General features: G+C 38.5%; 26 protein-coding genes, 1 tRNA gene and 1 pseudogene. 20 read left to right on the top strand and 8 right to left on the bottom strand.

All coding sequences use genetic code 11. The annotated features are described in order from the left end of the window. Positions 1-48: 48 nt before the first annotated feature. The 16 genes and pseudogenes from uvrB to K5S59_RS08550 all read left to right on the top strand — a co-directional run bounded on the left by uvrB (position 49) and on the right by K5S59_RS08550 (position 16616). Complete coding sequence (gene uvrB / locus K5S59_RS08625) at positions 49-2025, top strand: excinuclease ABC subunit B (protein ID WP_000400995.1); 1977 nt, start codon at positions 49-51, stop codon at positions 2023-2025. A gap of 11 nt (positions 2026-2036) precedes the next feature. Then, complete coding sequence (uvrA, locus tag K5S59_RS08620) at positions 2037-4907, top strand: excinuclease ABC subunit UvrA (RefSeq protein WP_120450988.1); 2871 nt, start codon at positions 2037-2039, stop codon at positions 4905-4907. 59 nt (positions 4908-4966) lie between these two features. Then, positions 4967-5416, top strand: a pseudogene (locus K5S59_RS08615) (DUF4275 family protein). A gap of 114 nt (positions 5417-5530) precedes the next feature. After that, on the top strand, positions 5531-5911 hold the full coding sequence (locus K5S59_RS08610) for a phage holin family protein (protein WP_001267311.1): 381 nt from the start codon (positions 5531-5533) through the stop codon (positions 5909-5911). 156 nt (positions 5912-6067) lie between these two features. After that, on the top strand, positions 6068-6997 hold the full coding sequence (gene hprK / locus K5S59_RS08605) for an HPr(Ser) kinase/phosphatase (protein WP_001127250.1): 930 nt from the start codon (positions 6068-6070) through the stop codon (positions 6995-6997). Positions 6998-7021: 24 nt separating this feature from the next. After that, positions 7022-7834, top strand: coding sequence for a prolipoprotein diacylglyceryl transferase (gene lgt, locus K5S59_RS08600; protein WP_000924233.1), 813 nt, complete (start codon positions 7022-7024; stop codon positions 7832-7834). A 67-nt stretch (positions 7835-7901) separates the two neighbouring features. Beyond that, positions 7902-8552, top strand: a complete 651-nt coding sequence (gene ppaX, locus K5S59_RS08595) for a pyrophosphatase PpaX (protein WP_001222404.1) — start codon at positions 7902-7904, stop codon at positions 8550-8552. 33 nt (positions 8553-8585) lie between these two features. Further along, entirely contained in the window at positions 8586-9092 is a 507-nt protein-coding gene (locus K5S59_RS08590) for an acyltransferase (RefSeq protein WP_001255053.1), read from the top strand. A 145-nt stretch (positions 9093-9237) separates the two neighbouring features. Continuing rightward, positions 9238-10749, top strand: a complete 1512-nt coding sequence (locus K5S59_RS08585) for a tetratricopeptide repeat protein (RefSeq protein WP_000517699.1) — start codon at positions 9238-9240, stop codon at positions 10747-10749. A gap of 85 nt (positions 10750-10834) precedes the next feature. Further along, positions 10835-11791, top strand: coding sequence for a thioredoxin-disulfide reductase (gene trxB / locus K5S59_RS08580; protein ID WP_001288064.1), 957 nt, complete (start codon positions 10835-10837; stop codon positions 11789-11791). A gap of 161 nt (positions 11792-11952) precedes the next feature. After that, positions 11953-12759 (top strand): DUF368 domain-containing protein, encoded by an 807-nt coding sequence (locus K5S59_RS08575; RefSeq protein WP_000455196.1) that lies wholly within the window; start codon positions 11953-11955, stop codon positions 12757-12759. Between the two features lie 227 nt (positions 12760-12986). Next, complete coding sequence (locus tag K5S59_RS08570) at positions 12987-13445, top strand: NUDIX hydrolase (protein ID WP_001190080.1); 459 nt, start codon at positions 12987-12989, stop codon at positions 13443-13445. Between the two features lie 20 nt (positions 13446-13465). Then, entirely contained in the window at positions 13466-14347 is an 882-nt protein-coding gene (gene rapZ / locus K5S59_RS08565; protein ID WP_000138462.1) for an RNase adapter RapZ, read from the top strand. A gap of 3 nt (positions 14348-14350) precedes the next feature. After that, entirely contained in the window at positions 14351-15304 is a 954-nt protein-coding gene (locus K5S59_RS08560) for a gluconeogenesis factor YvcK family protein (protein ID WP_000712183.1), read from the top strand. A gap of 89 nt (positions 15305-15393) precedes the next feature. Next, the gene (whiA, locus tag K5S59_RS08555; RefSeq protein WP_000006564.1) at positions 15394-16344 is read left to right on the top strand and encodes a DNA-binding protein WhiA; all 951 of its coding nucleotides are present in this window, start codon (positions 15394-15396) and stop codon (positions 16342-16344) included. A gap of 23 nt (positions 16345-16367) precedes the next feature. Continuing rightward, positions 16368-16616: an HPr family phosphocarrier protein gene (locus K5S59_RS08550; protein WP_000250305.1), complete on the top strand. Its 249-nt coding sequence runs from the start codon at positions 16368-16370 to the stop codon at positions 16614-16616. 374 nt (positions 16617-16990) lie between these two features. Here the strand turns inward: K5S59_RS08550 and clpP are convergent, their stop codons facing one another. From clpP to K5S59_RS08510, 8 genes are all read right to left on the bottom strand, one after another. Next, positions 16991-17572 (bottom strand): ATP-dependent Clp endopeptidase proteolytic subunit ClpP, encoded by a 582-nt coding sequence (gene clpP, locus K5S59_RS08545; protein WP_001049162.1) that lies wholly within the window; start codon positions 17570-17572, stop codon positions 16991-16993. A gap of 241 nt (positions 17573-17813) precedes the next feature. Further along, positions 17814-18683 carry a DUF421 domain-containing protein gene (locus tag K5S59_RS08540; RefSeq protein ID WP_097845439.1) on the bottom strand — a complete coding sequence of 290 codons (870 nt, stop codon included), beginning with the start codon at positions 18681-18683 and terminating at the stop codon, positions 17814-17816. Between the two features lie 20 nt (positions 18684-18703). Beyond that, a complete protein-coding gene (locus tag K5S59_RS08535) occupies positions 18704-18910 on the bottom strand; it encodes a DUF1657 domain-containing protein (RefSeq protein WP_000215904.1) in 207 nt (68 codons plus the stop codon). Positions 18911-18919: 9 nt separating this feature from the next. Then, positions 18920-19270 carry a stage V sporulation protein AE gene (gene spoVAE / locus K5S59_RS08530; RefSeq protein ID WP_000575922.1) on the bottom strand — a complete coding sequence of 117 codons (351 nt, stop codon included), beginning with the start codon at positions 19268-19270 and terminating at the stop codon, positions 18920-18922. Further along, positions 19267-20283 carry a stage V sporulation protein AD gene (gene spoVAD / locus K5S59_RS08525; RefSeq protein WP_000938978.1) on the bottom strand — a complete coding sequence of 339 codons (1017 nt, stop codon included), beginning with the start codon at positions 20281-20283 and terminating at the stop codon, positions 19267-19269. The genes spoVAE and spoVAD overlap by 4 nt, the downstream gene beginning before the upstream one ends. Continuing rightward, positions 20284-20760 carry a stage V sporulation protein AC gene (spoVAC, locus tag K5S59_RS08520; RefSeq protein WP_212981884.1) on the bottom strand — a complete coding sequence of 159 codons (477 nt, stop codon included), beginning with the start codon at positions 20758-20760 and terminating at the stop codon, positions 20284-20286. A gap of 29 nt (positions 20761-20789) precedes the next feature. Next, positions 20790-21275, bottom strand: a complete 486-nt coding sequence (locus K5S59_RS08515) for a YhcN/YlaJ family sporulation lipoprotein (RefSeq protein WP_001228535.1) — start codon at positions 21273-21275, stop codon at positions 20790-20792. A gap of 93 nt (positions 21276-21368) precedes the next feature. Next, positions 21369-21575, bottom strand: coding sequence for a DUF1657 domain-containing protein (locus tag K5S59_RS08510; RefSeq protein ID WP_000216160.1), 207 nt, complete (start codon positions 21573-21575; stop codon positions 21369-21371). A 205-nt stretch (positions 21576-21780) separates the two neighbouring features. On the opposite strand from K5S59_RS08510, the gene K5S59_RS08505 reads away from it, so the two are divergent. The 4 genes from K5S59_RS08505 to cggR all read left to right on the top strand — a co-directional run bounded on the left by K5S59_RS08505 (position 21781) and on the right by cggR (position 24841). Then, a tRNA-Arg gene (locus K5S59_RS08505) sits at positions 21781-21856 on the top strand. A gap of 258 nt (positions 21857-22114) precedes the next feature. Beyond that, complete coding sequence (gene rpoN, locus K5S59_RS08500; RefSeq protein ID WP_000647948.1) at positions 22115-23422, top strand: RNA polymerase factor sigma-54; 1308 nt, start codon at positions 22115-22117, stop codon at positions 23420-23422. A gap of 9 nt (positions 23423-23431) precedes the next feature. After that, entirely contained in the window at positions 23432-23677 is a 246-nt protein-coding gene (locus K5S59_RS08495; RefSeq protein ID WP_000869732.1) for a glutaredoxin family protein, read from the top strand. Positions 23678-23812: 135 nt separating this feature from the next. Further along, positions 23813-24841, top strand: a complete 1029-nt coding sequence (gene cggR / locus K5S59_RS08490) for a gapA transcriptional regulator CggR (protein WP_001258183.1) — start codon at positions 23813-23815, stop codon at positions 24839-24841. Position 24842 lies beyond the last annotated feature (1 nt).

Raw genomic sequence — 24842 nt, 5'->3', positions numbered from 1 at the left:
TCGTGGTAAAATAATAATACAGATTTTTATGAGGAGGTCGGAACTTAAGTGGAACATCAATTTGAAATTATTTCAGCGTATTCCCCCCAAGGTGATCAGCCGGTAGCTATAGAGAAGCTTGTAGAGGGAATTAATAGTGGAAAGAAAAAGCAAGTGTTGCTTGGAGCGACAGGAACGGGTAAGACATTTACGATTTCAAATGTCATTAAAGAAGTGCAGAAGCCAACACTTGTCATGGCTCATAATAAAACGTTAGCGGGACAGTTATATAGTGAGCTGAAAGATTTTTTCCCGAATAATGCAGTTGAATATTTTGTTAGTTATTACGATTATTATCAGCCAGAAGCGTATGTGCCGCAAACAGATACGTTTATTGAAAAAGATGCGCAAATTAATGATGAAATTGATAAATTGCGTCACTCAGCAACGTCTGCACTATTTGAACGGGACGATGTAATTATTGTTGCGAGTGTTTCGTGTATATATGGTTTAGGTTCTCCAGAAGAATACCGCGAGTTAGTTGTTTCACTTCGAGTTGGTATGGAGAAGGATCGTAATCAATTGCTTCGTGAACTTGTTGATGTGCAGTATGGACGTAATGATATTGATTTCAAGCGTGGTACATTCCGTGTGCGCGGAGATGTAGTTGAAATCTTCCCAGCATCACTTGACGAGCATTGTATTCGAATTGAGTTTTTCGGTGATGAAATTGATCGTATTCGCGAAGTAAATGCGTTAACAGGTGAAGTATTAGCAGAACGTGATCATGTAGCAATCTTCCCAGCATCTCACTTCGTTACACGTGAAGAAAAGATGAAGGTCGCTATTGAAAATATCGAAAAAGAATTAGAAGAGCGTTTAAAGGAATTAAATGATAATGGCAAGTTGTTAGAAGCGCAGCGTATAGAGCAGCGCACACGTTATGATTTAGAAATGATGCGCGAGATGGGATTTTGTTCAGGGATTGAAAACTATTCCCGTCATTTAACACTTCGTCCGGCGGGTGCAACGCCATATACGTTATTAGACTATTTCCCGAAAGATTTCTTAATCGTTATGGATGAGTCACACGTATCGGTACCGCAAGTAAGAGCGATGTATAACGGGGACCAAGCACGTAAACAAGTGCTTGTAGATCATGGATTCCGTTTGCCATCAGCTTTAGATAATAGACCGCTTACGTTTGATGAATTTGAAGAGAAAACGAATCAAGTTATTTACGTTTCGGCAACGCCAGGACCGTATGAGTTAGAGCAGTCACCGGAAGTAATAGAACAAATTATTCGTCCAACAGGGCTTTTAGATCCACCAATTGATATACGACCAATTGAAGGACAGATTGATGATTTATTAGGAGAAATTCAAGATCGCATTGCAAAAAATGAACGTGTATTAATTACGACTTTAACGAAGAAGATGTCAGAGGATTTAACGGATTACTTAAAAGATGTAGGAATTAAAGTAAACTATCTTCACTCTGAAATTAAAACGTTAGAACGTATTGAAATTATCCGTGACCTTCGTCTTGGTAAGTTTGATGTACTTGTCGGTATTAACTTATTACGAGAAGGGTTAGATATTCCAGAAGTATCACTTGTAGCTATTTTAGATGCTGATAAGGAAGGCTTCTTGCGTTCAGAGCGTTCATTAATTCAAACAATCGGTCGTGCAGCACGTAATGAAAACGGCCGCGTAATTATGTACGCAGATCGTATAACAAGATCGATGGGAATTGCGATTGAAGAAACGCAGCGTCGTCGTACGATACAAGAGGCTTACAATAAAGAGCACGGTATTACGCCGAAAACGATTCAAAAAGGCGTGCGTGATGTTATCCGTGCAACGACAGCTGCTGAAGAGCCGGAAACATATGAAGCAGCACCAGCTAAGAAGATGACGAAAAAAGAGCGTGAAAAGACAATTGCGAAGATGGAAGCAGAGATGAAGGAAGCAGCAAAAGCGTTAGATTTCGAGCGTGCAGCTGAATTAAGAGATTTACTATTAGAATTAAAAGCGGAAGGGTGAACAGAGTGAGCATGAGCAAGGATTTTATTGTTGTAAAAGGTGCTAGAGCACATAACTTAAAAAATATTGATGTAACCATTCCGAGAAATCAGCTTGTTGTTGTGACAGGATTGTCTGGTTCAGGGAAATCATCATTAGCGTTTGATACGATTTATGCAGAAGGGCAGCGCAGATACGTAGAATCGTTATCTGCGTATGCGCGCCAGTTTTTAGGGCAAATGGATAAACCTGACGTGGATACGATTGAAGGCTTATCTCCAGCGATTTCAATCGACCAAAAAACAACGAGTCGCAATCCACGTTCAACTGTCGGAACGGTAACGGAGATTTATGATTATTTACGTCTACTATTTGCGCGAATTGGTACGCCGATTTGTCCGAATCATGGTATTGAAATTACATCACAAACAGTAGAGCAGATGGTAGACCGTGTACTTGAATATCCTGAACGTACGAAATTACAAGTGTTAGCTCCTATCGTTTCTGGACGTAAAGGTGCACATGTGAAAGTGCTTGAAGATATTAAGAAGCAAGGGTATGTTCGTGTACGTGTTGATGGTGAAATGCTTGATGTATCTGAAGATATCGCGTTAGATAAAAACAAGAAGCATTCCATTGAAGTTGTAATTGACCGTATTGTTGTAAAAGAAGGGATTGCAAGCCGTCTTGCGGATTCTCTTGAAAGTGCATTAAAGCTTGGCGGGGGCAGAGTGTTAATTGATGTAATGGGAGAAGAGGAACTTCTATTTAGTGAACATCATGCTTGTCCACATTGTGGTTTTTCAATTGGAGAATTAGAGCCGCGCATGTTCTCATTCAACAGTCCATTCGGAGCATGTCCTTCTTGTGATGGACTTGGTTCAAAGTTAGAGGTAGATTTAGAACTTGTCATTCCGAACTGGGATTTATCATTAAATGAACATGCGATTGCTCCATGGGAACCGACAAGCTCACAATATTACCCGCAGCTTTTACAATCTGTATGTAATCATTACGGCGTTGATATGGATATGCCTGTGAAAGATATACCGAAAGATTTATTTGATAAAGTGTTGTACGGAAGCGGAGAAGAGAAGGTTTATTTCCGCTATGTAAATGAATTTGGTCAAGTAAAGGAAAATGAGATTTTATTTGAAGGGGTTATTCCAAATATTGAACGTCGTTATCGTGAAACGAGTTCGGATTATGTTCGTGAGCAAATGGAGAAATATATGGCAGAGCAAGCTTGTCCGAAGTGTAAAGGTGGACGCTTAAAGCCTGAGAGTTTAGCTGTTTTCGTTGGTGATAAAACGATTGCTGATGTAACGAAGTATTCTGTTCAAGAAGTACAGGAATTCTTCTCAAATGTGGAGCTAACGGAGAAACAACAAAAAATTGCTCATTTAATTTTAAGAGAAATTCAGGAGCGCGTTGGATTCTTAGTGAACGTTGGTTTAGATTATTTAACGTTAAGTCGTGCCGCAGGAACTTTATCAGGTGGTGAGGCACAGCGTATTCGTTTAGCGACACAAATCGGTTCTCGTCTGACTGGCGTACTTTACATTCTTGATGAGCCTTCTATCGGTTTGCATCAGCGTGATAACGATCGTCTTATTCGCACATTGCAAGAAATGCGTGATTTAGGAAATACGTTAATTGTCGTTGAGCATGATGAAGACACGATGATGGCTGCTGATTATTTACTTGATATCGGACCTGGTGCAGGTATTCACGGTGGTCAAGTTGTGTCAGCAGGTACGCCAGCTGAAGTGATGCAAGATGATAATTCGCTAACAGGTAAGTATTTAAGCGGTAAAGAGTTTATTCCGGTTCCACTTGAAAGACGTAAAGGTGACGGACGTAAAGTGGAAATTATCGGTGCGAAAGAGAATAACTTAAAGAATGCAAAGATGTCATTCCCGCTTGGTACGTTTGTAGCGATAACGGGTGTATCTGGTTCAGGTAAAAGTACGATGATTAATGAAGTATTATATAAATCATTAGCGCAAAAGTTATATAAAGCGAAAGCGAAGCCAGGTACTCATAAAGAAATTAAAGGTCTTGAGCATTTAGATAAAGTAATTGATATCGATCAATCGCCAATCGGGCGTACACCACGTTCTAATCCAGCGACGTATACAGGTGTATTCGATGATATTCGTGATGTGTTTGCACAAACGAATGAAGCGAAAGTGCGCGGATATCAAAAAGGACGTTTCAGCTTTAATGTAAAAGGTGGACGTTGTGAAGCGTGCCGTGGTGATGGAATTATTAAAATCGAAATGCACTTCTTACCAGACGTATACGTTCCATGTGAAGTTTGTCACGGTAAACGTTATAACCGCGAAACGTTAGAAGTGAAGTATAAAGATAAGAACATTTCTGAAGTGTTAGGGATGACAATTGAAGACGGGGTAGAGTTCTTCGCTAATATCCCAAAAATTAAGCGTAAACTTCAAACGCTTGTAGATGTAGGGCTTGGTTATATGAAATTAGGGCAGCCAGCTACGACGTTATCTGGTGGAGAAGCGCAGCGCGTAAAATTAGCTTCTGAATTACACCGTCGTTCTACTGGGCGTACGTTATATATTTTAGATGAGCCAACGACTGGTTTACATGCACATGATATCGCGCGTCTTCTAGAAGTTCTGCAACGTCTTGTTGAGAGCGGTGAGACGGTGCTTGTAATTGAACATAATTTAGATGTAATTAAAACAGCTGACTATATCGTTGACCTTGGACCAGAGGGCGGAGACAAAGGTGGACAAATCGTTGCTTCCGGAACGCCAGAGCAAGTAGTGAAAGAAGAGCGCTCGTATACAGGTAAGTATTTAAAAGATATTTTAGTTCGTGATAAAGCAAGAATGAAAGAGAAAATAAAAGAAGTAGAGTTATCACAATAAGTGTATTACTAAAAACCGAGTGGAAATGCCACTCGGTTTTTAGTTCATAGGGGGAGAAAATGGAGTTCGCAGATGTTTTAAGAAAGAAAAATATGAAAGTAAGAGAGTTTCAAAATTGGGGTGTTTATTTTCGTAAGCGCTGAGAGGATAACTTTGCAAATCATTTAAGTGGTGAGGAAAAAGAAGACATTTTCCTATATGGAGATAAGTATGCATGTGGCTATCTTTGGCACATATTTAGTTATGAGAAAAAGGAATGTTTAGAAGGGACGGAAGCAGAGGGTGCGTTTCATAATGAAGTGAAAAAGGATTGCTGTATATTCTATCAACATTGTGATGATGTACTGCTAATAAAAGATGCGAGTTTAGTACATATGGATGATATATTGTGTGAGAGGGACGATATATATAAAGGGGATATCTATATTGTAGACAAAGCGTTCACTTGGACCTTTGTGAAAACGCATGAACATAGATGGTGTGGCCCTTATTTTGCGAGGAAATGTTAGTAGGTATACAAGCATGGAGAATAGAATAAGTTGATATAAGTGTTTGTATGATACTTGCGTTTATTATCTATTAGCGTATGATGAAATATATATGTCAAAAGGATGTGTAAGAAAATGAGATGGATTGTATCACTTCTTGTAAATAGCGTTGTGTTAATCGCTGTATCGGGACTTTTAAAAGGGATTGCGCCAGACGCGTTTTACGTAGCAAATATACAAACTGCAATTATTGCGAGTATTATCTTGGCTGTTTTAAATGTGTTTGTAAAACCGTTTTTAATTTTAATTACGCTACCAATTACGGTTGTAACTTTCGGGTTTTTCTTAATTGTTATTAATGCGATTACGTTAAAAATAGCAGATTCATTATTAGGAGATGCATTTAATATATCAGGATTTGGTGTAGCGATCGTTGCAGCAATTTGTATTTCAATTTTTAATATGATTATTGAAAAGGTAATTGTGGAACCTCTGTACGAAAAAAAGAGAAAATGACAAAAAGAAAAACATTTCATGATGTGTATGAAATGTTTTTTTCTATTTATTAGAAACCGTATTTCTTGTTTCCAGAAAAAAATGGTACAATATCCGGTAGAATGGAATTTTACATCAAATGAGACTGAACCCGCAGCGGAGTGGAGGTTTATACATATGCCGAAAGTAAGGACAAAAGATTTAATTGAACAATTTCAATTGGAGTTAATAAGTGGTGAAGAAGGAATTCATCGTCCGATTGATACAAGTGATTTATCACGACCGGGAATTGAAATGGCAGGATTTTTTACATATTATCCAGCTGATCGCGTACAGCTTCTTGGCAAAACGGAGCTTACGTTCTTTGACACGTTAACGTCAGAGCAAAAGCAAGAGAGAATGAAAGCGCTTTGTACTGAGGAGACGCCATGTATTATTGTAACTCGTAATCAAGATGTACCAGATGAGTTACTACAAGCATCGCGTGAATCAGGTATGCCTTTATTACGTTCTTCTCAAACGACAACAAGATTATCAAGTCGTTTAACAAACTATTTAGAAGGTAAGTTAGCACCAACAACAGCTGTACATGGTGTGTTAGTGGATATTTACGGCGTTGGTGTTTTAATTACAGGTCAAAGTGGTGTCGGTAAAAGTGAGACAGCTCTTGAGCTTGTAAAACGTGGTCACCGCCTTGTTGCGGATGATAGTGTAGAAATTCGCCAAGAAGATGAAGACATGTTAGTCGGAAGCTCGCCAGATTTAATTGAGCATTTATTAGAAATTCGTGGTCTAGGCATCATTAACGTTATGACGTTATTCGGTGCAGGGGCAGTGCGAAATTATAAGCGTATTACGCTTGTTATTAATCTTGAAATTTGGGATCAAAAGAAAAATTATGATCGCTTAGGTCTTGATGAAGAGAAGATGAAGATTATTGATACAGAACTTACGAAGATTACACTTCCAGTTCGTCCTGGTCGAAACTTGGCTGTTATTATTGAAGTAGCAGCGATGAACTTCCGTTTAAAACGTATGGGAGTTAATGCAGCACAACAGTTCTCTGAACGATTAATGAGTGCGATTGAGTTGGGGAATCAGGAGTAAACTTTGGAGAGGGAGGTCATACATATGCTGTTAGGTTCTGTACCACAGCTTGACCGCGTAGCGATCCAACTTGGACCGTTTCCTGTTTATTGGTACGGGATTATTATCGGGACAGGTGTGCTATTAGGTCTTTGGCTAGCAACTCGCGAGGGAGAAAGGCTAGGTATTCCAAAAGATACATTTGTTGACCTTGTATTAATTGCAGTACCGATCGCTATTCTATTTGCGAGAATGTACTATGTTATTTTTGAATGGGAATATTACGCGCAAAACCCGAGTCAAATTATTAATATTCGTCAAGGTGGCTTGGCGATTCATGGTGGTTTAATTGGGGCTGTTATTACAGGGATTCTTTTTGCGAAACGCCGCGGGGTTTCATTCTGGAAGTTGGCTGATATTGCTGCGCCAAGTATTTTACTAGGACAAGCAATTGGCCGATGGGGAAACTTTATGAACCAAGAGGCACATGGTGATGAAGTAACGAGACAGTTTTTAGAAGGCCTTCATTTACCGGATTTCATTATTAATCAAATGTATATTGATGGTGTGTACTATCATCCGACGTTTTTATATGAATCATTATGGAATTTTGCAGGTGTCATTTTATTACTTGCATTACGAAAAGTGAACTTGCGACGTGGGGAACTGTTCTTTACATATTTAATTTGGTATTCAGTAGGGCGCTTCTTCGTAGAAGGCTTACGTACAGATAGTTTAATGCTAGGACCACTTCGTATCGCACAAGTAATGTCAATTGGCCTTGTTGTTATTTCTATTATTTTCATTATTGTGAGACGAAAAATGGGGCAAGCTGATAAAAGATATTCGGAAAATTAGAGAAAAGTAGCATCTTATTATGAGATGCTGCTTCTTTCATATTCAGGAAAGAGAAAGGACTAAGGCAATGAGAATAAATACAGTGTTATTTGATTTAGATGGAACGTTAATTAATACAAACGAACTTATTATTTCTTCTTTTTTACATGTGTTACATACATATTATCCAGATCAATATAAACGTGAAGATGTATTACCATTCATCGGCCCGTCTTTACATGACACTTTCAGCAAGATTGATGAGAACAAGGTTGAAGAGATGATTACATGTTATCGTCAATTTAACCATGAGCGTCACGATGAATTAGTGGAAGAATATGAAACTGTATATGAAACAGTTCAAGAGTTGAAGAAGCAAGGCTATAAAGTTGGTATTGTTACAACGAAAGCGAGACAAACCGTTGAAATGGGATTAAAGCTGTCAAAGCTTGATGAATTTTTTGATGTTGTCGTGACAATTGATGATGTAGAGCATGTGAAGCCACATCCAGAGCCACTTCAAAAAGCGCTTGAGTTATTAGATGCGAAACCGGAAGAAGCATTGATGGTTGGGGATAACCATCATGATATTGTTGGTGGGCAAAATGCGGGTACGAAAACAGCTGCTGTCTCATGGACGTTGAAAGGTAGAGCGTATTTAGAGGCTTACAAGCCGGACTTTATGCTAGATAAAATGAGTGATTTGCTACCGATTTTGTCTAATATGAACCGGTCATAAAGGTCCAAGTAAGTTAGTAGAGGAGCGAGCTAAGTGCGACGGACAACGCGCTATCCTGTTTTGGGAGAGAATTCATTATGGAATGTGTATAAAACAGTGTCCTTTTGGAAGGTAATGAAGAACTTTATTATTATCCAAATTGCGCGTTATACGCCATTTTTATCCGTTAAGAATTGGTTGTACCGCACATTCTTACGGATGAAAGTAGGAAAGAAAACATCATTTGCGCTTATGGTAATGCCGGACATTATGTTCCCAGAAAAGATAACTGTGGGAGAGAATTCGATTGTCGGCTATAACACAACGCTTTTAGCACATGAATATTTAATTCGTGAATATCGACTTGGGGAGATCATCATAGGAAATGAAGTGATGATTGGAGCGAATACGACTATATTACCAGGTGTAAAAATTGGGGATGGCGCGATTATTTCAGCTGGCACACTTGTTCATAGAGATGTCCCAAGTGGTGCTTTCGTGGGTGGAAATCCAATGCGTGTTATTTATACGAAAGAAGAAATGGATGCTAGAGAAGGTTGATGCCAAAAATGTAACATTTCTCTTCTTTTTTAATGAATAAAAAGGAAATAATTGAGTATAATATACTGTTTTGTTTTTTACGGAATCGTTTATACTTATAGATAGAAGAATGTGTGAACGAAGAAAACAAAAAACTGGAGGATATATGGGGAAAAATCAAGGAATATATAAGGAGAACGGACAAGTTATCTCTTTTAATCAATTAGCGGACTTCTTTTATAAAAAAGGGATGAGGGCTTACAAAGGGCAAAAATTGCAAGATGCAATTAAATATTTTCGAAGAGCGGCACAAAGTGAGAAGGAGCCGTTTATTTTATGTCAATTAGCAACAGTATTATCTGAGGCTGGTGAATATCAAGAGTCGAATCAAATCTTCTTTAAGCTTGTTAGATCTAATCCAGAACTTGAACAGTGCTATTATTTTATTGCAAATAATTATGCATATATGGGGCTATTTCAGCAGGCGAAAAAGTATGCGGATCGCTATTTAGAAGTTGCAGAAGAGAAGGAATTTGTAGAAGATACATTAGAATTACTTGAAATTATGGAAGAAGAAGCGATGGGTGCGGAAGAGATTGAGGATGAAGATGATCTAATTGTTATGCAGGAAGAAGCGAATCGTTATATTCGTAACGGACAATTGGAAGAAGCAATTGCTACATTAGAAATTGTTACGAAAGATTATCCGGAATTTTGGTCGGGTCATAATAATTTAGCCATTGCACATTTTCAATCTGGTAATGTAGATAAGGCGCTGAAATTAACGGAAATGATTTTAGAGAAAAATCCTGGCAACATACATGCGCTTTGTAATACGCTTATTTTTCTATATTCAATTGGAGAGCATAAACAAGTAGAAGCGTTAGCGGAGCAGTTAGTCTCAGTATATCCAATTTCGTTCGAGCATCGTTTGAAACTTGGAACGACCCTTGCCACAATTGGTCATTTTGAGCCTGCATATAAATGGTTCAAAGTATTAAAGCGTCAAGGGTACGAGGGAGACGTTAGTTTTTATTATTGGTTTGCATATTCTGCTTATATGGTGAAAGATCAGCAAGTAGCTGAAAAAATGTGGCAACATGTTGTAGAATTGCACCCTGATAAAAAGGGGAAAGAGCCGTGGAATGCGCTGAATTTAGCAGATGAAGGACAAAACGTATTATTTGAAGAATTACGAAAATCATTTCAGCAAAGTGGGACGCTAGAGGAACAAATGCTAGCTTTATATTTAATGAATGAATTGTCCACGCCAGAGAAGGTGGGATTCTTCTTTGATGTAACGCAGGCGAAGAACGGTGTTCCAATCGTATCGCAACTTGCAAAGTATTTCTTTTTACTTAATAGCCATAAGAGCATTCCGGCTGATTTACAGCAATTTGAACAGTGTGCGCGAATTGCGGATGCTTTATATAATTATACGAAAAAAGATGATGAATTAATCGAAGAGTGCTTACAATTTTGGTTCTGTACGTTCATACGTTTATATACATCTGGGGCAGTTTTCACAAATGTATACGGCTGGTCAGCTGCGGTTGAATATATCGTACGCAGCGAACAAGGAAATAAGATGACACAGTCGGAGCTCGGAGATGTATATAATGTATCTGTAGCGACTGTTCGAAAGTATGTGCAGGCTGTTAAGCGTACGCACACATAGGGTAAGCAAATCATTGGGAAAAAAATGATGCTAACAGTATAATGAGGGTAACTTAATTGTGTAGGAATGAATAGGAGTGAATAGTGTGTCAGAAGAAAAAATTTATGATGTCATTATTATTGGTGCAGGACCAGCTGGTATGACAGCTGCAGTATATACATCTCGTGCGAATTTAAGCACATTAATGCTTGAGCGTGGTATCCCAGGTGGCCAAATGGCAAACACAGAAGATGTAGAAAACTACCCAGGTTATGAGTCTATTTTAGGACCAGACTTATCGAATAAAATGTTCGAGCATGCGAAGAAATTTGGTGCTGAATATGCATACGGTGATGTGAAAGCAGTCATCGATGGTAAAGAATACAAAACAATTATTGCTGGTAAAAAAGAATATAAAGCACGTGCAATTATCGTTGCAAGCGGTGCAGAGTATAAAAAAATTGGTGTGCCAGGCGAAGCTGAACTTGGCGGACGCGGTGTATCATATTGTGCAGTATGTGATGGGGCTTTCTTTAAAGGAAAAGAACTTGTAGTTATTGGTGGCGGAGATTCTGCTGTTGAAGAGGGTGTGTTCTTAACACGCTTCGCATCGAAGGTAACAATTGTTCACCGTCGTGACACGCTTCGTGCACAGAAAATTTTACAAGATCGTGCTTTCCAAAACGAGAAAGTAGATTTCATTTGGAATCATACTATTAAAGAAATTAACGATGCAAATGGTAAAGTAGGAAGCGTAACACTTGTAGACGTAAACAGTGGAGAAGAGAAAGAAGTCAAAACTGATGGCGTATTCATATACATCGGTATGTTACCATTATCAAAACCATTTGTTGAACTAGGTATTACAAATGAAAATGGTTACCTTGAAACAAACGAGCGTATGGAAACGAAAGTTCCAGGTATTTTCGCAGCTGGTGATGTTCGTGAAAAAATGCTACGTCAAATTGTAACTGCAACTGGTGATGGTAGTATCGCAGCACAAAGTGCACAACATTACGTAGAAGAATTATTAGAAGAACTAAAAACTGTATCAGAAAAGTAAGGGATAACATACCTTTTGAGAAGAAAGCTACCGATAGGAGCTTTCTTCTTTTTTGTGAAAATGTCAAAGTTTTGTCAAAAAATATTAGGATTATAAGCTTTCTTATTGATATACTGGACTTTACGGAAAAATCACTATAAGAAATGAGGAATTTATTCAGTATGGAATGGCGTAATATATATCGTGGATTTTGTATGGGCGTTAGTGATTTAATTCCTGGTGTGAGCGGCGGTACAATCGCTGTTGTGTTAGGAATTTATGAACAATTACTTGCGGCAATTAGTGGATTCTTTAGTCGTGAATGGAAAAAACATTTAGGATTTTTAATTCCCCTTGCAGCTGGTGTGGCAGCAGCGTTTTTAACATTAAGCCACGTTATTAAATATTTACTTGCAAATCATTATGAACCGACTCAATTTTTCTTCCTCGGTTTAATTATTAGTATATTACCGATGTTAATGAGAGAAGCTGATGCAAAGTCTTCGTTTAAAGGTAAGCACATTGTTTTACTAATCGTTGCAGCAATTCTTGTTGCGATTACAGCTTTCTTTAAGCCAGATAAGGCAGCAGATCCAATTACAACGTTAACAATTTTAAATGCAATTGGTTTATTTTTCGCAGGATGGATGGCTAGTATGGCCATGTTGCTTCCTGGAATTAGTGGATCATTTATTTTATTAATTATTGGTGTGTATCCGACGGCAATTAATGCTTTAACTACACTGAACTTACCTTTAATCGTAGTTATCGGTGCTGGTGTTATGGTAGGATTCGTTGTAAGTAGTAAAGGAATTAGTTTCTTGTTAGATCGTTATAAAAGTATGACATTTGCGGCAATTATTGGACTTGTTATCGGCTCAATTGTAATTGTATTCCCTGGTATTCCAACTGGAGGATTTTCAATTATAAGTTCAATTATTACCTTTATTTTAGGATTTGCGATTGTTACTTATTTCGGTAAGAAATAAGGACTTTAATCCCCTTGGCGATAAAAATCGTTAAGGGGATTTTTCATGCTATTCATTGAAAGTCTAGGCATTTACATTGCTTGTTCTAGAAAGCTTTTTTAAAATTGTTGAGTAGCAGTACTTAGCGAAAGGGGACTGGCTCCTTCGTTGTAGCAAACTGTTTTTGATAGTATAATGAAATGAGTATGCAGTGAGAAATTTACTGCAAGTAGCTGAGGTGAAGAAACATGCAAAGAGTGACAAACTGTGTGTTAATTAGAGATAATGAAGTGCTCTTACTCCAAAAACCTCGCCGAAATTGGTGGGTTGCACCAGGCGGGAAAATGGAGCGTGGTGAGACTGTAAGAGATTCCGTTGTTCGCGAGTATCGTGAAGAAACAGGTATTTATTTAAAGAACCCAGCGTTAAAAGGGGTCTTCACCTTTGTCATCCAAGAAGGTGATAAAGTTGTTTCTGAATGGATGATGTTCTCCTTTTTAGCGACAGATTTTGCAGGAGAAAACAAACTAGAGAGCGAAGAAGGCATCATTGGTTGGCATACATTTGACAAAATTGATGATTTAGCAATGGCGCCAGGAGATTATCACATTATTGATTATTTAATTAAAGGAAATGGCATAATCTACGGTACATTTGTATATACCCCAGATTTTGAGTTGCTTTCATATCGATTAGATCCGAGTTAAACCGTCAAGGAGAGGATACGATGACAGAGAATAATGATATAAAAATGGTAATTATTACAGGAATGTCTGGAGCTGGAAAGACAGTAGCTTTACAAAGTTTTGAAGATTTAGGATATTTCTGTGTTGATAATTTACCACCGATGTTATTGCCAAAGTTTATTGAGCTTATGGCGGATTCAAAAGGAAAAATGAATAAAGTAGCACTTGGCGTTGATTTACGTGGCCGAGAGTTTTTCGAACATTTATGGGGAGCGCTTGATGATTTATCAGAACGCACATGGATTATTCCTCATATTTTATTCTTAGATGCGAAAGATGGCACGCTTGTAACGCGTTATAAAGAAACGAGACGTTCGCATCCACTTGCACCAACTGGTTTGCCGTTAAAGGGAATCGAAATGGAGCGCAGCTTATTAACTGATATGAAGGCACGAGCGAATATTGTGCTTGATACATCGGATTTAAAACCGAAAGAATTACGTGAAAAAATTGTTCATCTGTTTTCAACTGAAACTGAGCAAGCATTTCGTGTAAATGTTATGTCATTTGGATTTAAGTACGGTATTCCAATTGATGCAGATTTAGTATTTGATGTTCGTTTTTTACCAAATCCATATTACATTCCACATATGAAGCCATTAACAGGACTAGATGAGGAAGTTTCATCGTATGTGCTGAAATTTAATGAGACACATAAGTTTTTAGAGAAATTGACGGATCTTATTACTTTCATGCTGCCTCATTATAAAAGAGAAGGCAAGAGTCAACTTGTAATCGCAATTGGATGTACAGGTGGACAGCATCGTTCTGTTACGCTTACAGAATACCTTGGGAAACATTTGAAACCAGAGTATAGCGTTCATGTATCTCATCGTGATGTGGAGAAGAGAAAGGGCCATTAAGGGATGAAAAAGGAGAGAAAACCTAAAATTGTTATCATGGGAGGCGGTACTGGACTCTCTGTTTTATTACGAGGATTAAAACAATATCCAGTTGATATTACAGCAGTTGTTACAATCGCGGATGATGGTGGCAGTTCAGGTAGATTACGTGATGAGCTAGAAATTCCACCCCCAGGTGACATTCGTAACGTACTTGTTGCGTTATCAGATGTAGAGCCGCTGGTGGAAGCTTTATTCCAGCATCGTTTCACAACGGGAGACGGTCTGAAAGGTCATGCGTTAGGAAATTTATTATTGGCGGGTATGACCTCGATTACAGGAGACTTTTTCCATGCGATTACGGAAACGAGTAAAGTATTAAACGTCAGAGGACGTGTGTTACCGGCAGCGAATCAAAGTGCGGTACTTCATGCGGAACTAGAAGATGGAGAAATTGTAACAGGTGAATCAAAGATTCCTTATTACGGAAAGAAGATTAACCGCGTCTTTTTAACTCCAGAAGATGTAGAGCCGTTACATGAAACGTTGGCTGAGATTAAACGAGCTGATTTACTTGTTTTTGGTCCAGGAAGTTTGTATACGAGTATATTACCGAATTTAGTTGTTAACAAAATTGGGGACGCTGTTCTTGCTGCAAAAGCGAAGAAGGTATATGTGTGTAATGTTATGACGCAAGCTGGTGAAACGATGGGATATACTGCGTTTGACCATGTGCAGGCGTTACATGATCATTTAGGTAAACCATTTATCGATACTGCAATTGTAAATAACCGTGATATTCCTTGTGAATTACGTCAGTTATATGAGGAAGAAATGTCGGCACCAGTTGTAGTAGATGAAGAACGTTTTGCAGAGAGTAATATTGATGTCATTCAAGATCAATTAGCGAAGTATGATGATCGTGTTGTCAGGCACGATACATTAAAACTAGCTTCTATTTTATATTCACTGTTGTAGATGTGCGTTGCCTCGTTTGAGGTAACGCTCATCCTTTCATATAGGACAAGATTTTTGTTCCAAAGTAATCGTATAAGGAGGTGTTGACTGTGTCATTTGCATCAGAAACAAAGAAAGAGTTGACGAATCTTGAGATGAAGGAATGCTGTGAGAAAGCAGAATTATCAGCGTTACTTCGAATGAACGGATCGCTTTCTTTTTCAAATCGTCGTCTATCTATCGATATTCAAACGGAGAATGCGGCAATTGCAAGAAGGATTTATACGCTTTTGAAAAAAGGATATGACGTGACGGTAGAATTACTTGTTCGTAAAAAAATGCGATTGAAGAAAAATAATGTATATATTGTGCGGCTTGTTGAGAAGTCTCGTGAAATATTAGCTGATCTTCATATTGTTCGAGACGACTTTTCATTTATCCGAAATATATCACAAGAATTGATTGAGAAGAAATGTTGTAAACGATCGTATTTACGCGGTGCATTTTTAGCAGGTGGTTCAGTAAATAACCCAGAAACATCATCTTATCATTTAGAGGTCTTTTCGTTATATAAGGAACATAATGATGCTATATGTGAACTGATGAACGGATTTGATTTAAATAGTAAGACGTTGGAAAGAAGAAAAGGGTACATTACGTATTTGAAAGAAGCAGAAAAGATTACGGAGTTTTTAAATATTATAGGTGCTCATAATGCACTTTTAAGATTTGAAGACATTCGAATCGTTCGCGATATGCGTAATTCAGTAAATCGTTTAGTGAACTGTGAAACAGCCAATTTAAATAAAACAATTGGTGCAGCGCTAAGGCAGATTGAAAATATCCGTTATATTGATGAGACAGTTGGTCTTGATATATTGCCAGATAAACTGCGAGAAATTGCACAATTACGAAGAGATTATCAAGATGTAACATTGAAAGAGTTAGGCGAGATGGTATCCGGGGGGAAAATTAGTAAATCGGGTATTAATCATCGTTTGCGTAAAATCGATGAGATTGCAGAGAAATTACGCGCGGGGGAAACGGTAGCAAAAAAATAAGAGGTTAAAGGGGAAATGGAGCTGTGGTTCAAAAAAGAGTTAAGGTTTCATTAAAAAACGGTTTACAAGCACGTCCGGCTGCGTTGTTTGTACAAGAGGCCAATCGCTTTCATGCGGATATCTTTATCGAGAAAGATGGAAAGACAGTGAATGCAAAGAGCATAATGGGGATTATGAGCTTAGCAATTGGAACTGGTAGCATGATAACAATTACAACAGAAGGTTCAGATGCAGAAGAAGCTTTAGAAGCATTAGCTGCATATATACAATAAAAAGTTATCGCGCATGTGCGATAGCTTTTTTGTTTGGTTGTTTGTTATTGGGAGGCTGGGGTATGCGAGTGCGGAGGCCATACTATAAAAAAAGCGCCCTGTTATAGGGCGCTTCCGCTTTAATTCTATCCAGCTCCAGCGGCTAGAATCTCCGGTTGTTTCGCTTTTACCTTCGAGGCAAAAAGAGCGCCTCAGATGTAAAAGCTCCAACACCCTGCGATTCTAAACGAGCCGCTTCCGCTTTAAATTCTATCCAGCTCCAGCGGCTAGAACAGTCGGTCGTTTCACCCCTTCATTCGAGGCAAAAAAGCGCCTCGGAATCAGGGGTTCCAACTTCCTCCTGTTCTAAACGAGCCGCTTCCGCTTTAAATCTATTAACGATTTGTAAAGATCTTATCGATTAAACCGTATTCTAAAGCTTTTTCTGCTGTCATGAAGTTGTCGCGGTCTGTGTCGCGTTGTAGTACTTCAAGTGGTTGACCCGTGCGGTCAGCAAGAATTTGGTTTAGTTTTTCACGTAAGAATAGGATGCGTTTTGCAGCGATTTCGATTTCAGTCGCTTGACCTTGTGCTCCGCCAAGTGGTTGGTGAATCATTACTTCACTGTTTGGAAGTGCATAACGTTTTCCTTTTTCACCTGCTGCAAGTAAGAATGCACCCATAGATGCAGCCATACCGATACAGATTGTTGATACTTGTGGTTTAATAAACTGCATTGTATCGTAAATTGCCATACCTGCTGTGATAGAACCACCAGGGCTGTTGATGTAGATGTGAATATCTTTTTCTGGATCTTGAGATTCCAAGAATAAAAGCTGGGAAACGATTGAGTTAGCTACGTTGTCATCAATTGCACTACCAAGCATAATGATGCGGTCTTTTAATAGTCGAGAGTAAATATCGTAAGCGCGTTCTCCACGATTTGTTTGTTCAATTACTGTAGGAATTAAATTCATCTGTTATTTCCTCCTTCTAAAGCTTTCTTAGTCTTATAATACAATTATGGTCAATAAAGGTCAAACGAAACCACTTTAAATCAAAAAAATATGTAGTTGTACCATGAAATATTCGCTATGTTTTTGAAATTCCCTGCTTATGTATCTTCAACATCATAACCGAATTACATAAATTTAAACGTTATAAAAACTGTAGAAAAAAAGAAAAGAACGCCTTTTTACTACAGCGTTCTTTCGATATTTATTCTTTTAAAAGATAGGTTACTTTATTTAAAATCTTTTCGATGTTTTTCGCGTTTTTACTATACATTTCGCTTGCTGATTTCGACTTTGTTTCTAGGGAAAATAGTTCAAGATCAGCATGACATTTTTTTAAAGATGCTAATAATAAAGGCTTGTTTTGAGGAGAAGGCATTTGTAGTTTGTCATTATAAATGTCAATAGTAAGTTGCCCATATGAATCCACTTGACCGAGAAAGACATTTTCAATAACAACACCGAGCTTTTCTAGTTCAGAATGTAACCAAGCACGGTTATGTCCGCTTGAGGATAAAGGTTCATCTAAGACATTTCCATCCATAATAACAGTTTGTGGTTCTTTTTCATTTGGTACTTTTAAGCCGATGTCTTTTGCTGTAAGTGGCTGAGAATCTTTCTTTAATAGTACATTTAATTCTCCGCTCGGTTCTAAGACAGCAAATTCGACTTCAGCTACGCTGAAAGCATTTTTTCCACGAAGAAGTTCCAGTAATTCGTCACTTGTATATTTTTCTTTCTTTAAGTTGTCTTCAAGTATCTTTCCATCTTTTATTAGTACGGTAGATTTTCCTTCAAAAAAATCTCGAGCTGTTTTGTTCTTTAAAGAGAGGATTCCTGTTAAAAAAGGTACCACAGCGAAAATGAGTATCGCAAAGACGCCGTGGAAAAATTTTGAATCGAGCCCTGTAGATACTTGGGCAGCAATGTCACCGATTGTCATTCCGGCTATGTATTCAAAAAAGGAGAGCTGAGAGATTTGTCTTTTCCCTAACCATTTTGTAATAGCGAATAAAATAATTAATATGAATACAGAGCGAAGAATGACAAGTGTCCATTCCGGCAGGTGAGACATAGTCATTTCCTCCAGTCTACTTAAAACCCTTTATATTGAGGTTCTTCACGTTCTAATACTGAAACTCTATTCTGTAAATCAGTGATGATGTTGTCCATTTCTAACATGCATTCATGAAATACACGTTTTGATTCCGCGTCTTGTGAATTTAGTGAAAGAGAGCTTAAACTTGCTTGAGCACCTCTTACACTAGCGAGGCAGGTTTTAACGCTAGCGATAACTGTCATAAGAACACCTTATCCTTTCGGTTTGAATAGCAATGCACCAATGAAGCCGAAAATAATAGCTGCTGATACACCGGCGCTCGTTACTTTAAACATACCGGTGATGACGCCGACGATGCCATGTTTTGCAGCTTCTTCCATTGCGCCGTGAACGAGGGCATTACCGAAACTTGTAATAGGTACAGTTGCCCCGGCTCCAGCAAAATCAATTAATGGTTCATACAGGTTGAATCCGTCCAGTATAGCGCCGACAACAACAAGTGTTGCCATTGTATGAGCGGGTGTTAATTTGCCGACATCAAACATAAGTTGTCCGATTACACATATGAGTCCACCAATGACGAAAGCCCAGAAAAAAATCATTGCGTTGCACCTCCAAATTCAATCGAAACGGCATGAGCGATACACGGAATCGTTTCTTCTTGTTGGAATGTAAGTGGAGATAGTAAAGCGCCTGTCGCAACGACAAGTATTTTTTTGAACTCTCCTCTTTTCATTCGGTTTAATAAATGACCGTACACGACTGTTGCGGAACATCCTGGTCCACTTGCCCCAGCTATGACTGGTTGTCCGTCTCTGTAAATAATGATTCCGCAATCTTGGAATTGTTCGCTCGTTACTTTTGTTCCGTGTTTATGTAGTAGGTCGTAGGCAATTTCGCGACCGACATGTCCAAGGTCACCTGTTACGATTAAGTCGTAATAAGAGGCGTCAATTTGTCGTTCGCGTAAATGAGCTTCAATCGTATCGACAGCCGCTGGGGCCATCGCACCACCCATATTAAAAGGATCTGTTAATCCCATATCAATCACTCGTCCGATTGTTGCAGATGTTACTCTAGGACCATGTCCAGTGTCGCTTAAAATAGCTGCGCCAGCTCCGGTTACTGTCCATTGTGCGGTAGGAGGTTTTTGGCCGCCATATTCAGTTGGATACCGGAATTGTTTTTCTACAGCGGCATTATGGCTGGATGCCCCGGTTAATAAATATTTTGCGCCTTTTGCATTTACAATGCTTGCCCCGAGTGCTAAGCCTTCCATTGAAGTAGAACATGCTCCGAATAATCCGAGGTATGGTGTTCCGAGTGTACGGCAGGCAAAGCTTGTTGGAGTGATTTGATTAATTAAATCTCCTGCAAGTACAAATTGAATATCGTCTTTACGAAGCTTGGCTTTTTCAGTAGCACGGCTACAAGCTTCTTCGAATAAAATTTTATGGGCTTTTTCATAGGAATCCTGTCCGAGCCATAAATCTTCATGAAGGATATCGAAGTCTTCTGGAATGTTCCCTTTTGCTTCAAACGGTCCACCAACGACTCCTGTTGAAATAATAACGGGCTTATTTTCAAATACCCACGTTCGGTGTCCTTGTAACATTTATAGCCCTCCCCATTGAACGAGAATCGTTTTAATAAGTGCGATGACGAAAGCTGAAAATACACCAAATAAAATAACAGAACCGGCTAATTTAAACATATTTCCTCCAACGCCGAGTACGAACCCTTCAGTTCGGTGTTCGATACATGCGGCAATAACAGAGTTACCGAATCCAGTAACGGGTACAGCTGTGCCTGCTCCAGCAAACTGCCCAAAGCGGTCATATATACCGAATCCAGTTAGCAACATGGAGATGAAAATAAGAGTTGCGACTGTTGGATTTCCTGCGGAACGCTCAGTGAAATCAAAATATGTGATATAAAACGTAGAAATGAGTTGTCCGATGAAGCAAATAAAACCACCGACGAAAAAGGCTTTTATACAATTTTTCAAGACAGGGCGCTTCGGTTCTCGTTCTTGCTCGGATTTTTTATACTCCTGTTGTACAGGGGTTAAGTTCTTATCTTTACTAGACATTGCGATCCTTCCTTTTCTTTTAAAAAGCGTTAAGTGTTAGACTCCATTTTTTTTCCGATGAGTTTTAATTGCTTATTAATCTCATCTTTAGATACTTTTTTTTCCTTAATCTTTCTTTCAAGCTTTTCGAGTAACATAAAGATTTTTTTATCTGTACTTACACGAACATCGAAAGTAGGATGTTCATCACTTAGCTGCTTTTGAAGCTTCTTACGTAAAGGTTTTAATCCAAACCTTTCGTGGTGCTCCGGTGTAACTGCTATGTAGAGATCTAAATTTGAATTCACTGCTGTGCTTTTTATAATTTCATCCATAGCGAGAGCCCTTTTCTTGGCTCCTTGTGATATAGATTGATTAAAGGATTCCGTACTCGTCTTTGTTAATTTGGGACCTTTCTCTTTCTCCGTTCGTTTTGCTTCTTCTTTCACTTTTTTATCTAAGGGACTATTATCACATCCGGTAAAAGAGCTACATAGAAGGGCAAATAACGCGGTTATGAGGCCGAGTTTTCGCATGATTATCATTCCATTTCTATTGCAATATGTAATGTGATAGAAAAAGGATGACTGCATATCATCCTTTTTCTATTTCACAGCATGACGAATACGTTATTGCTGTGAGTATTGTGGTTCTTCTTGTTGGACTTCTTCAACGCGTGGATTTAAAGAATCGATAATCGTTTGCGTTTGCTCTGCAGCTGTTTGGAAAAGTTGCTTTGCTTGTTGGTTATCCGTATCAAGAGCGAATCCCTCTAAGCTCGCTTGTGCACTTTTTAATCCAGAAACAGTTTGCTTTAGTTTTGTAATTACAGTCATTGAATGAAGCCCCCTTTGGAATATCAATTCAAAGGTTATAATTTGTGAGTTGGGGTGAATTTATGATTGGAAAATTTAGGAGAGAGTGCTTAGTTAATATACTACTAACTAAGGTGCATAAAGGATTACGGGGATATTTTTATTGATTTAGATGGATTTTATTGCTATTATTATGGAAAGAAAATGAAGTGTTTTCTATAATCATGCGCCCATAGCTCAGTCGGATAGAGCGGTGGTTTCCGGTACCACGTCTGCCGGGGGTTCGAATCCCTCTGGGCGCGTCAAAAAGTCCTAACTTACGTATTGTAGGTTAGGACTTTTTTATTTCCCTCTTGTTATATCTAGTAATAAGATTTACTATTAGTACTTGATAATAAATTTTTTGGTTTATTATTTTCTTTCAATATTATTCAAATTTCAGTTGTAAGTTGTAAATCTCATTAATACATATAAATTAATAATATTTTGGAATGGGTGTCTGTCATAGGATTCTCCTTTTACCAAACTTATTGTACAATAGAAACAAGGGGGAGATTAGTTTGAAGGCAAGTCTTTTACAAGAACAAAGCTTACGTTTGGCAATGACACAAGAGTTAAGGCAAGCGATTACAATGCTCCAGTATAATGTACAAGAATTATCGGAGTTTTTGTATGAGCAATCGTTAGAGAATCCCCTTATTGAGTTAGGTGGTTTTGAGAGGGAGAAGAAAAAGAGCTCTAACAACAGTAAAAGTACCAGCAAACAAATCGAGAATCAGATGGAAATCTACAGTGTGGATTCTACAACGATTCAGCAACATTTATTAAATCAAATACAGTATTATAAAATAGATGAAGAAGAGCGAAAGGTAGCTTCTTTCATTATTATGAACATGGATGGAAATGGATATTTACAAGAAACGAACGAAGAGTTAGCAGATCTCCTTTCCGCACCGCTTCATGTAGTCGACCGCTCTGTAGAGCTTGTCCAATCACTCGAGCCAGCAGGGGTAGGGGCGCGTAATATTCAGGAATGTCTAACCTTACAATTGAAGCGCTTACAAAGACGGAATGGATTAGCGGAAGAGGTTATAGAGGATCACTTCGCTTATTTCGTGAAGAAAGATTGGCGAAAGCTCGTTCAAGTGTTGAAGTGTAGTAATGAGGAATTGCAATCGGCGGTGAACTGTATTACGTCATTACAGCCGAAACCAGGTCTTGCGTTTTCTTCTGATAAACCACTTTATATCGTGCCTGATATGGCGGTGAAAAAAGATGGTGATCGTCTCGTTTTACAAATGAACGAGAGAAATATGCCGAGAATTGAAATTCATTCTGAGTATAGTGCGCTTCTGAATAATAGTGAAAGTGAAGTAGCATCTTACGTATCAGAAAAGTATCAGCATGTGCAGTGGATTATGCGCAGCTTAAAACAGAGAAAACAAACGCTTCTGCAAGTGATGACCATTATTATGGAAAAACAACATGATTTCTTCTGGGAAGGTCCAGAACATTTAAAGCCACTTGCTTTAAAAGAGGTAGCGGAAGAGTTAAGTGTGCATGAATCTACAATTAGTCGTGCAACGCGAAATAAATATGTGCAAACACCACACGGTTTATTTGAGATGAAATCGTTCTTTAGTAATGCTGTTTCGACTACTGAAGATGAAGCAGTTTCTACAAAGCGTGTGAAACGATTTATCCAAACGCTTGTTGAGGCAGAGAATAAGAAAAAGCCACTTTCAGATCAAAAGATTTCAAAATTATTAGAAGAAGAGCATGAAATCGTTATTTCTCGAAGAACAGTGGCAAAGTATAGAGAACAAATGCACATTCCAGCGTCGTCATTGCGAAAAACGATCGGATAGGTGAAGAAAATGAAAGTTGTACTGTATACAAAAAAAGATTGTGGTCTTTGCGTGCAGGCGAAACAAGTTTTACAGGAAGTTCAATGTGAATATTCTTTTCATATTGAGGAAATAGATATATATGAAGATAATGACCTTTTAGAAAAGTATCACCTAATGATTCCGGTTGTAGAAATAGGCGGAAAACAGGTGGAATATGGTAACATTCACAAAGGTGTCATAATAAACTATATAAAGAATGCAGTTAAGAGTTGAATAAGTTTCTATCTCCTGTTACAATAATACACGTAGCAGGGATTATTTTTTTAACCTATGTGGGACGCAAAATGTCACTACGGGACGAAAAGTGACCACAAGGAAAAATGAACCAATGTAGTGAGGAGAAAAGATATGCGCTCATGGATTCAGAACACAAAAAAATTATTACCTGATCTGCTACCTGTTATGCAAACGAGAATGCAAATTCTTCAATACATTAGGCTCATGCAGCCGATTGGAAGAAGAAATTTGTCAGCAAGTCTCGGTATGACAGAACGAGTATTGCGAAGTGAAGTTCAAGTTTTGAAAGAACAAAACTTAGTTCACGTCGCTTCTTCTGGAATGACTTTGACAGAAGAAGGAACAGCTTTAGTTCTTGCTTTGGAAGACTTTATGAAAGAAATTTCCGGGTTAAAGGTTTTAGAAAAGCAACTTAAGGAAACATTAGACTTGGATGAAGTTTTCGTTGTCCCTGGTGATAGTGATGAATCACCTTGGGTCAAACTGGAGATGGGCCGTGCTTGTGTGACTTGTATAAAAGACCGTCTGACAGCGAATAATATCGTTGCTGTGGCTGGAGGAACTACGCTAGCTGCTGCTGCGGACATGATGCAGCTTGATTGCAAAGATTTACATATGCTATTTGTCCCAGCACGTGGTGGAATTGGAGAGGGCGTCGAATTAGAAGCCAATACCATTTGTGCCAAGATGGCGCAAAATACGATGAGTAATTATCGCTTATTGTATGTTCCAGACCATGTTAGTAGCGAAGCATATGCGTCTATTGTGACAGAGCCTTCCGTGAAAGAAGTTCTTGAGTTGATTCGATCTTCCAATATCGTCATTCATGGAATAGGTGATGCGTTAACAATGGCACGTCGCAGAAATACTTCAGAAGCAGACTGGTTAAAGATTCAAGCAAGCGAAGCAGTTGGCGAAGCTTTCGGTTACTACTTTAATGAACAAGGAAATGTTGTTCATAAAGTAAGAACAGTTGGTATGCAACTTGAGGATTTACAACATGTATCTCACGTTGTTGCAGTCGCTGGAGGTTCTTCAAAGGCAAAGGCAATACAGGCTGTAATTAAACAAGGGCACACTTCAATTCTAATTACAGATGAAGGTGCAGCAAAACAGTTAACAAAGGGTATTACCCTTTAAT

The sequence above is a fragment of the Bacillus sp. BML-BC051 genome (assembly GCF_019656175.1).
Lineage (GTDB): Bacteria > Bacillota > Bacilli > Bacillales > Bacillaceae_G > Bacillus_A > Bacillus_A mobilis.
This window is presented reverse-complemented; position numbering and strand designations above follow the sequence as displayed.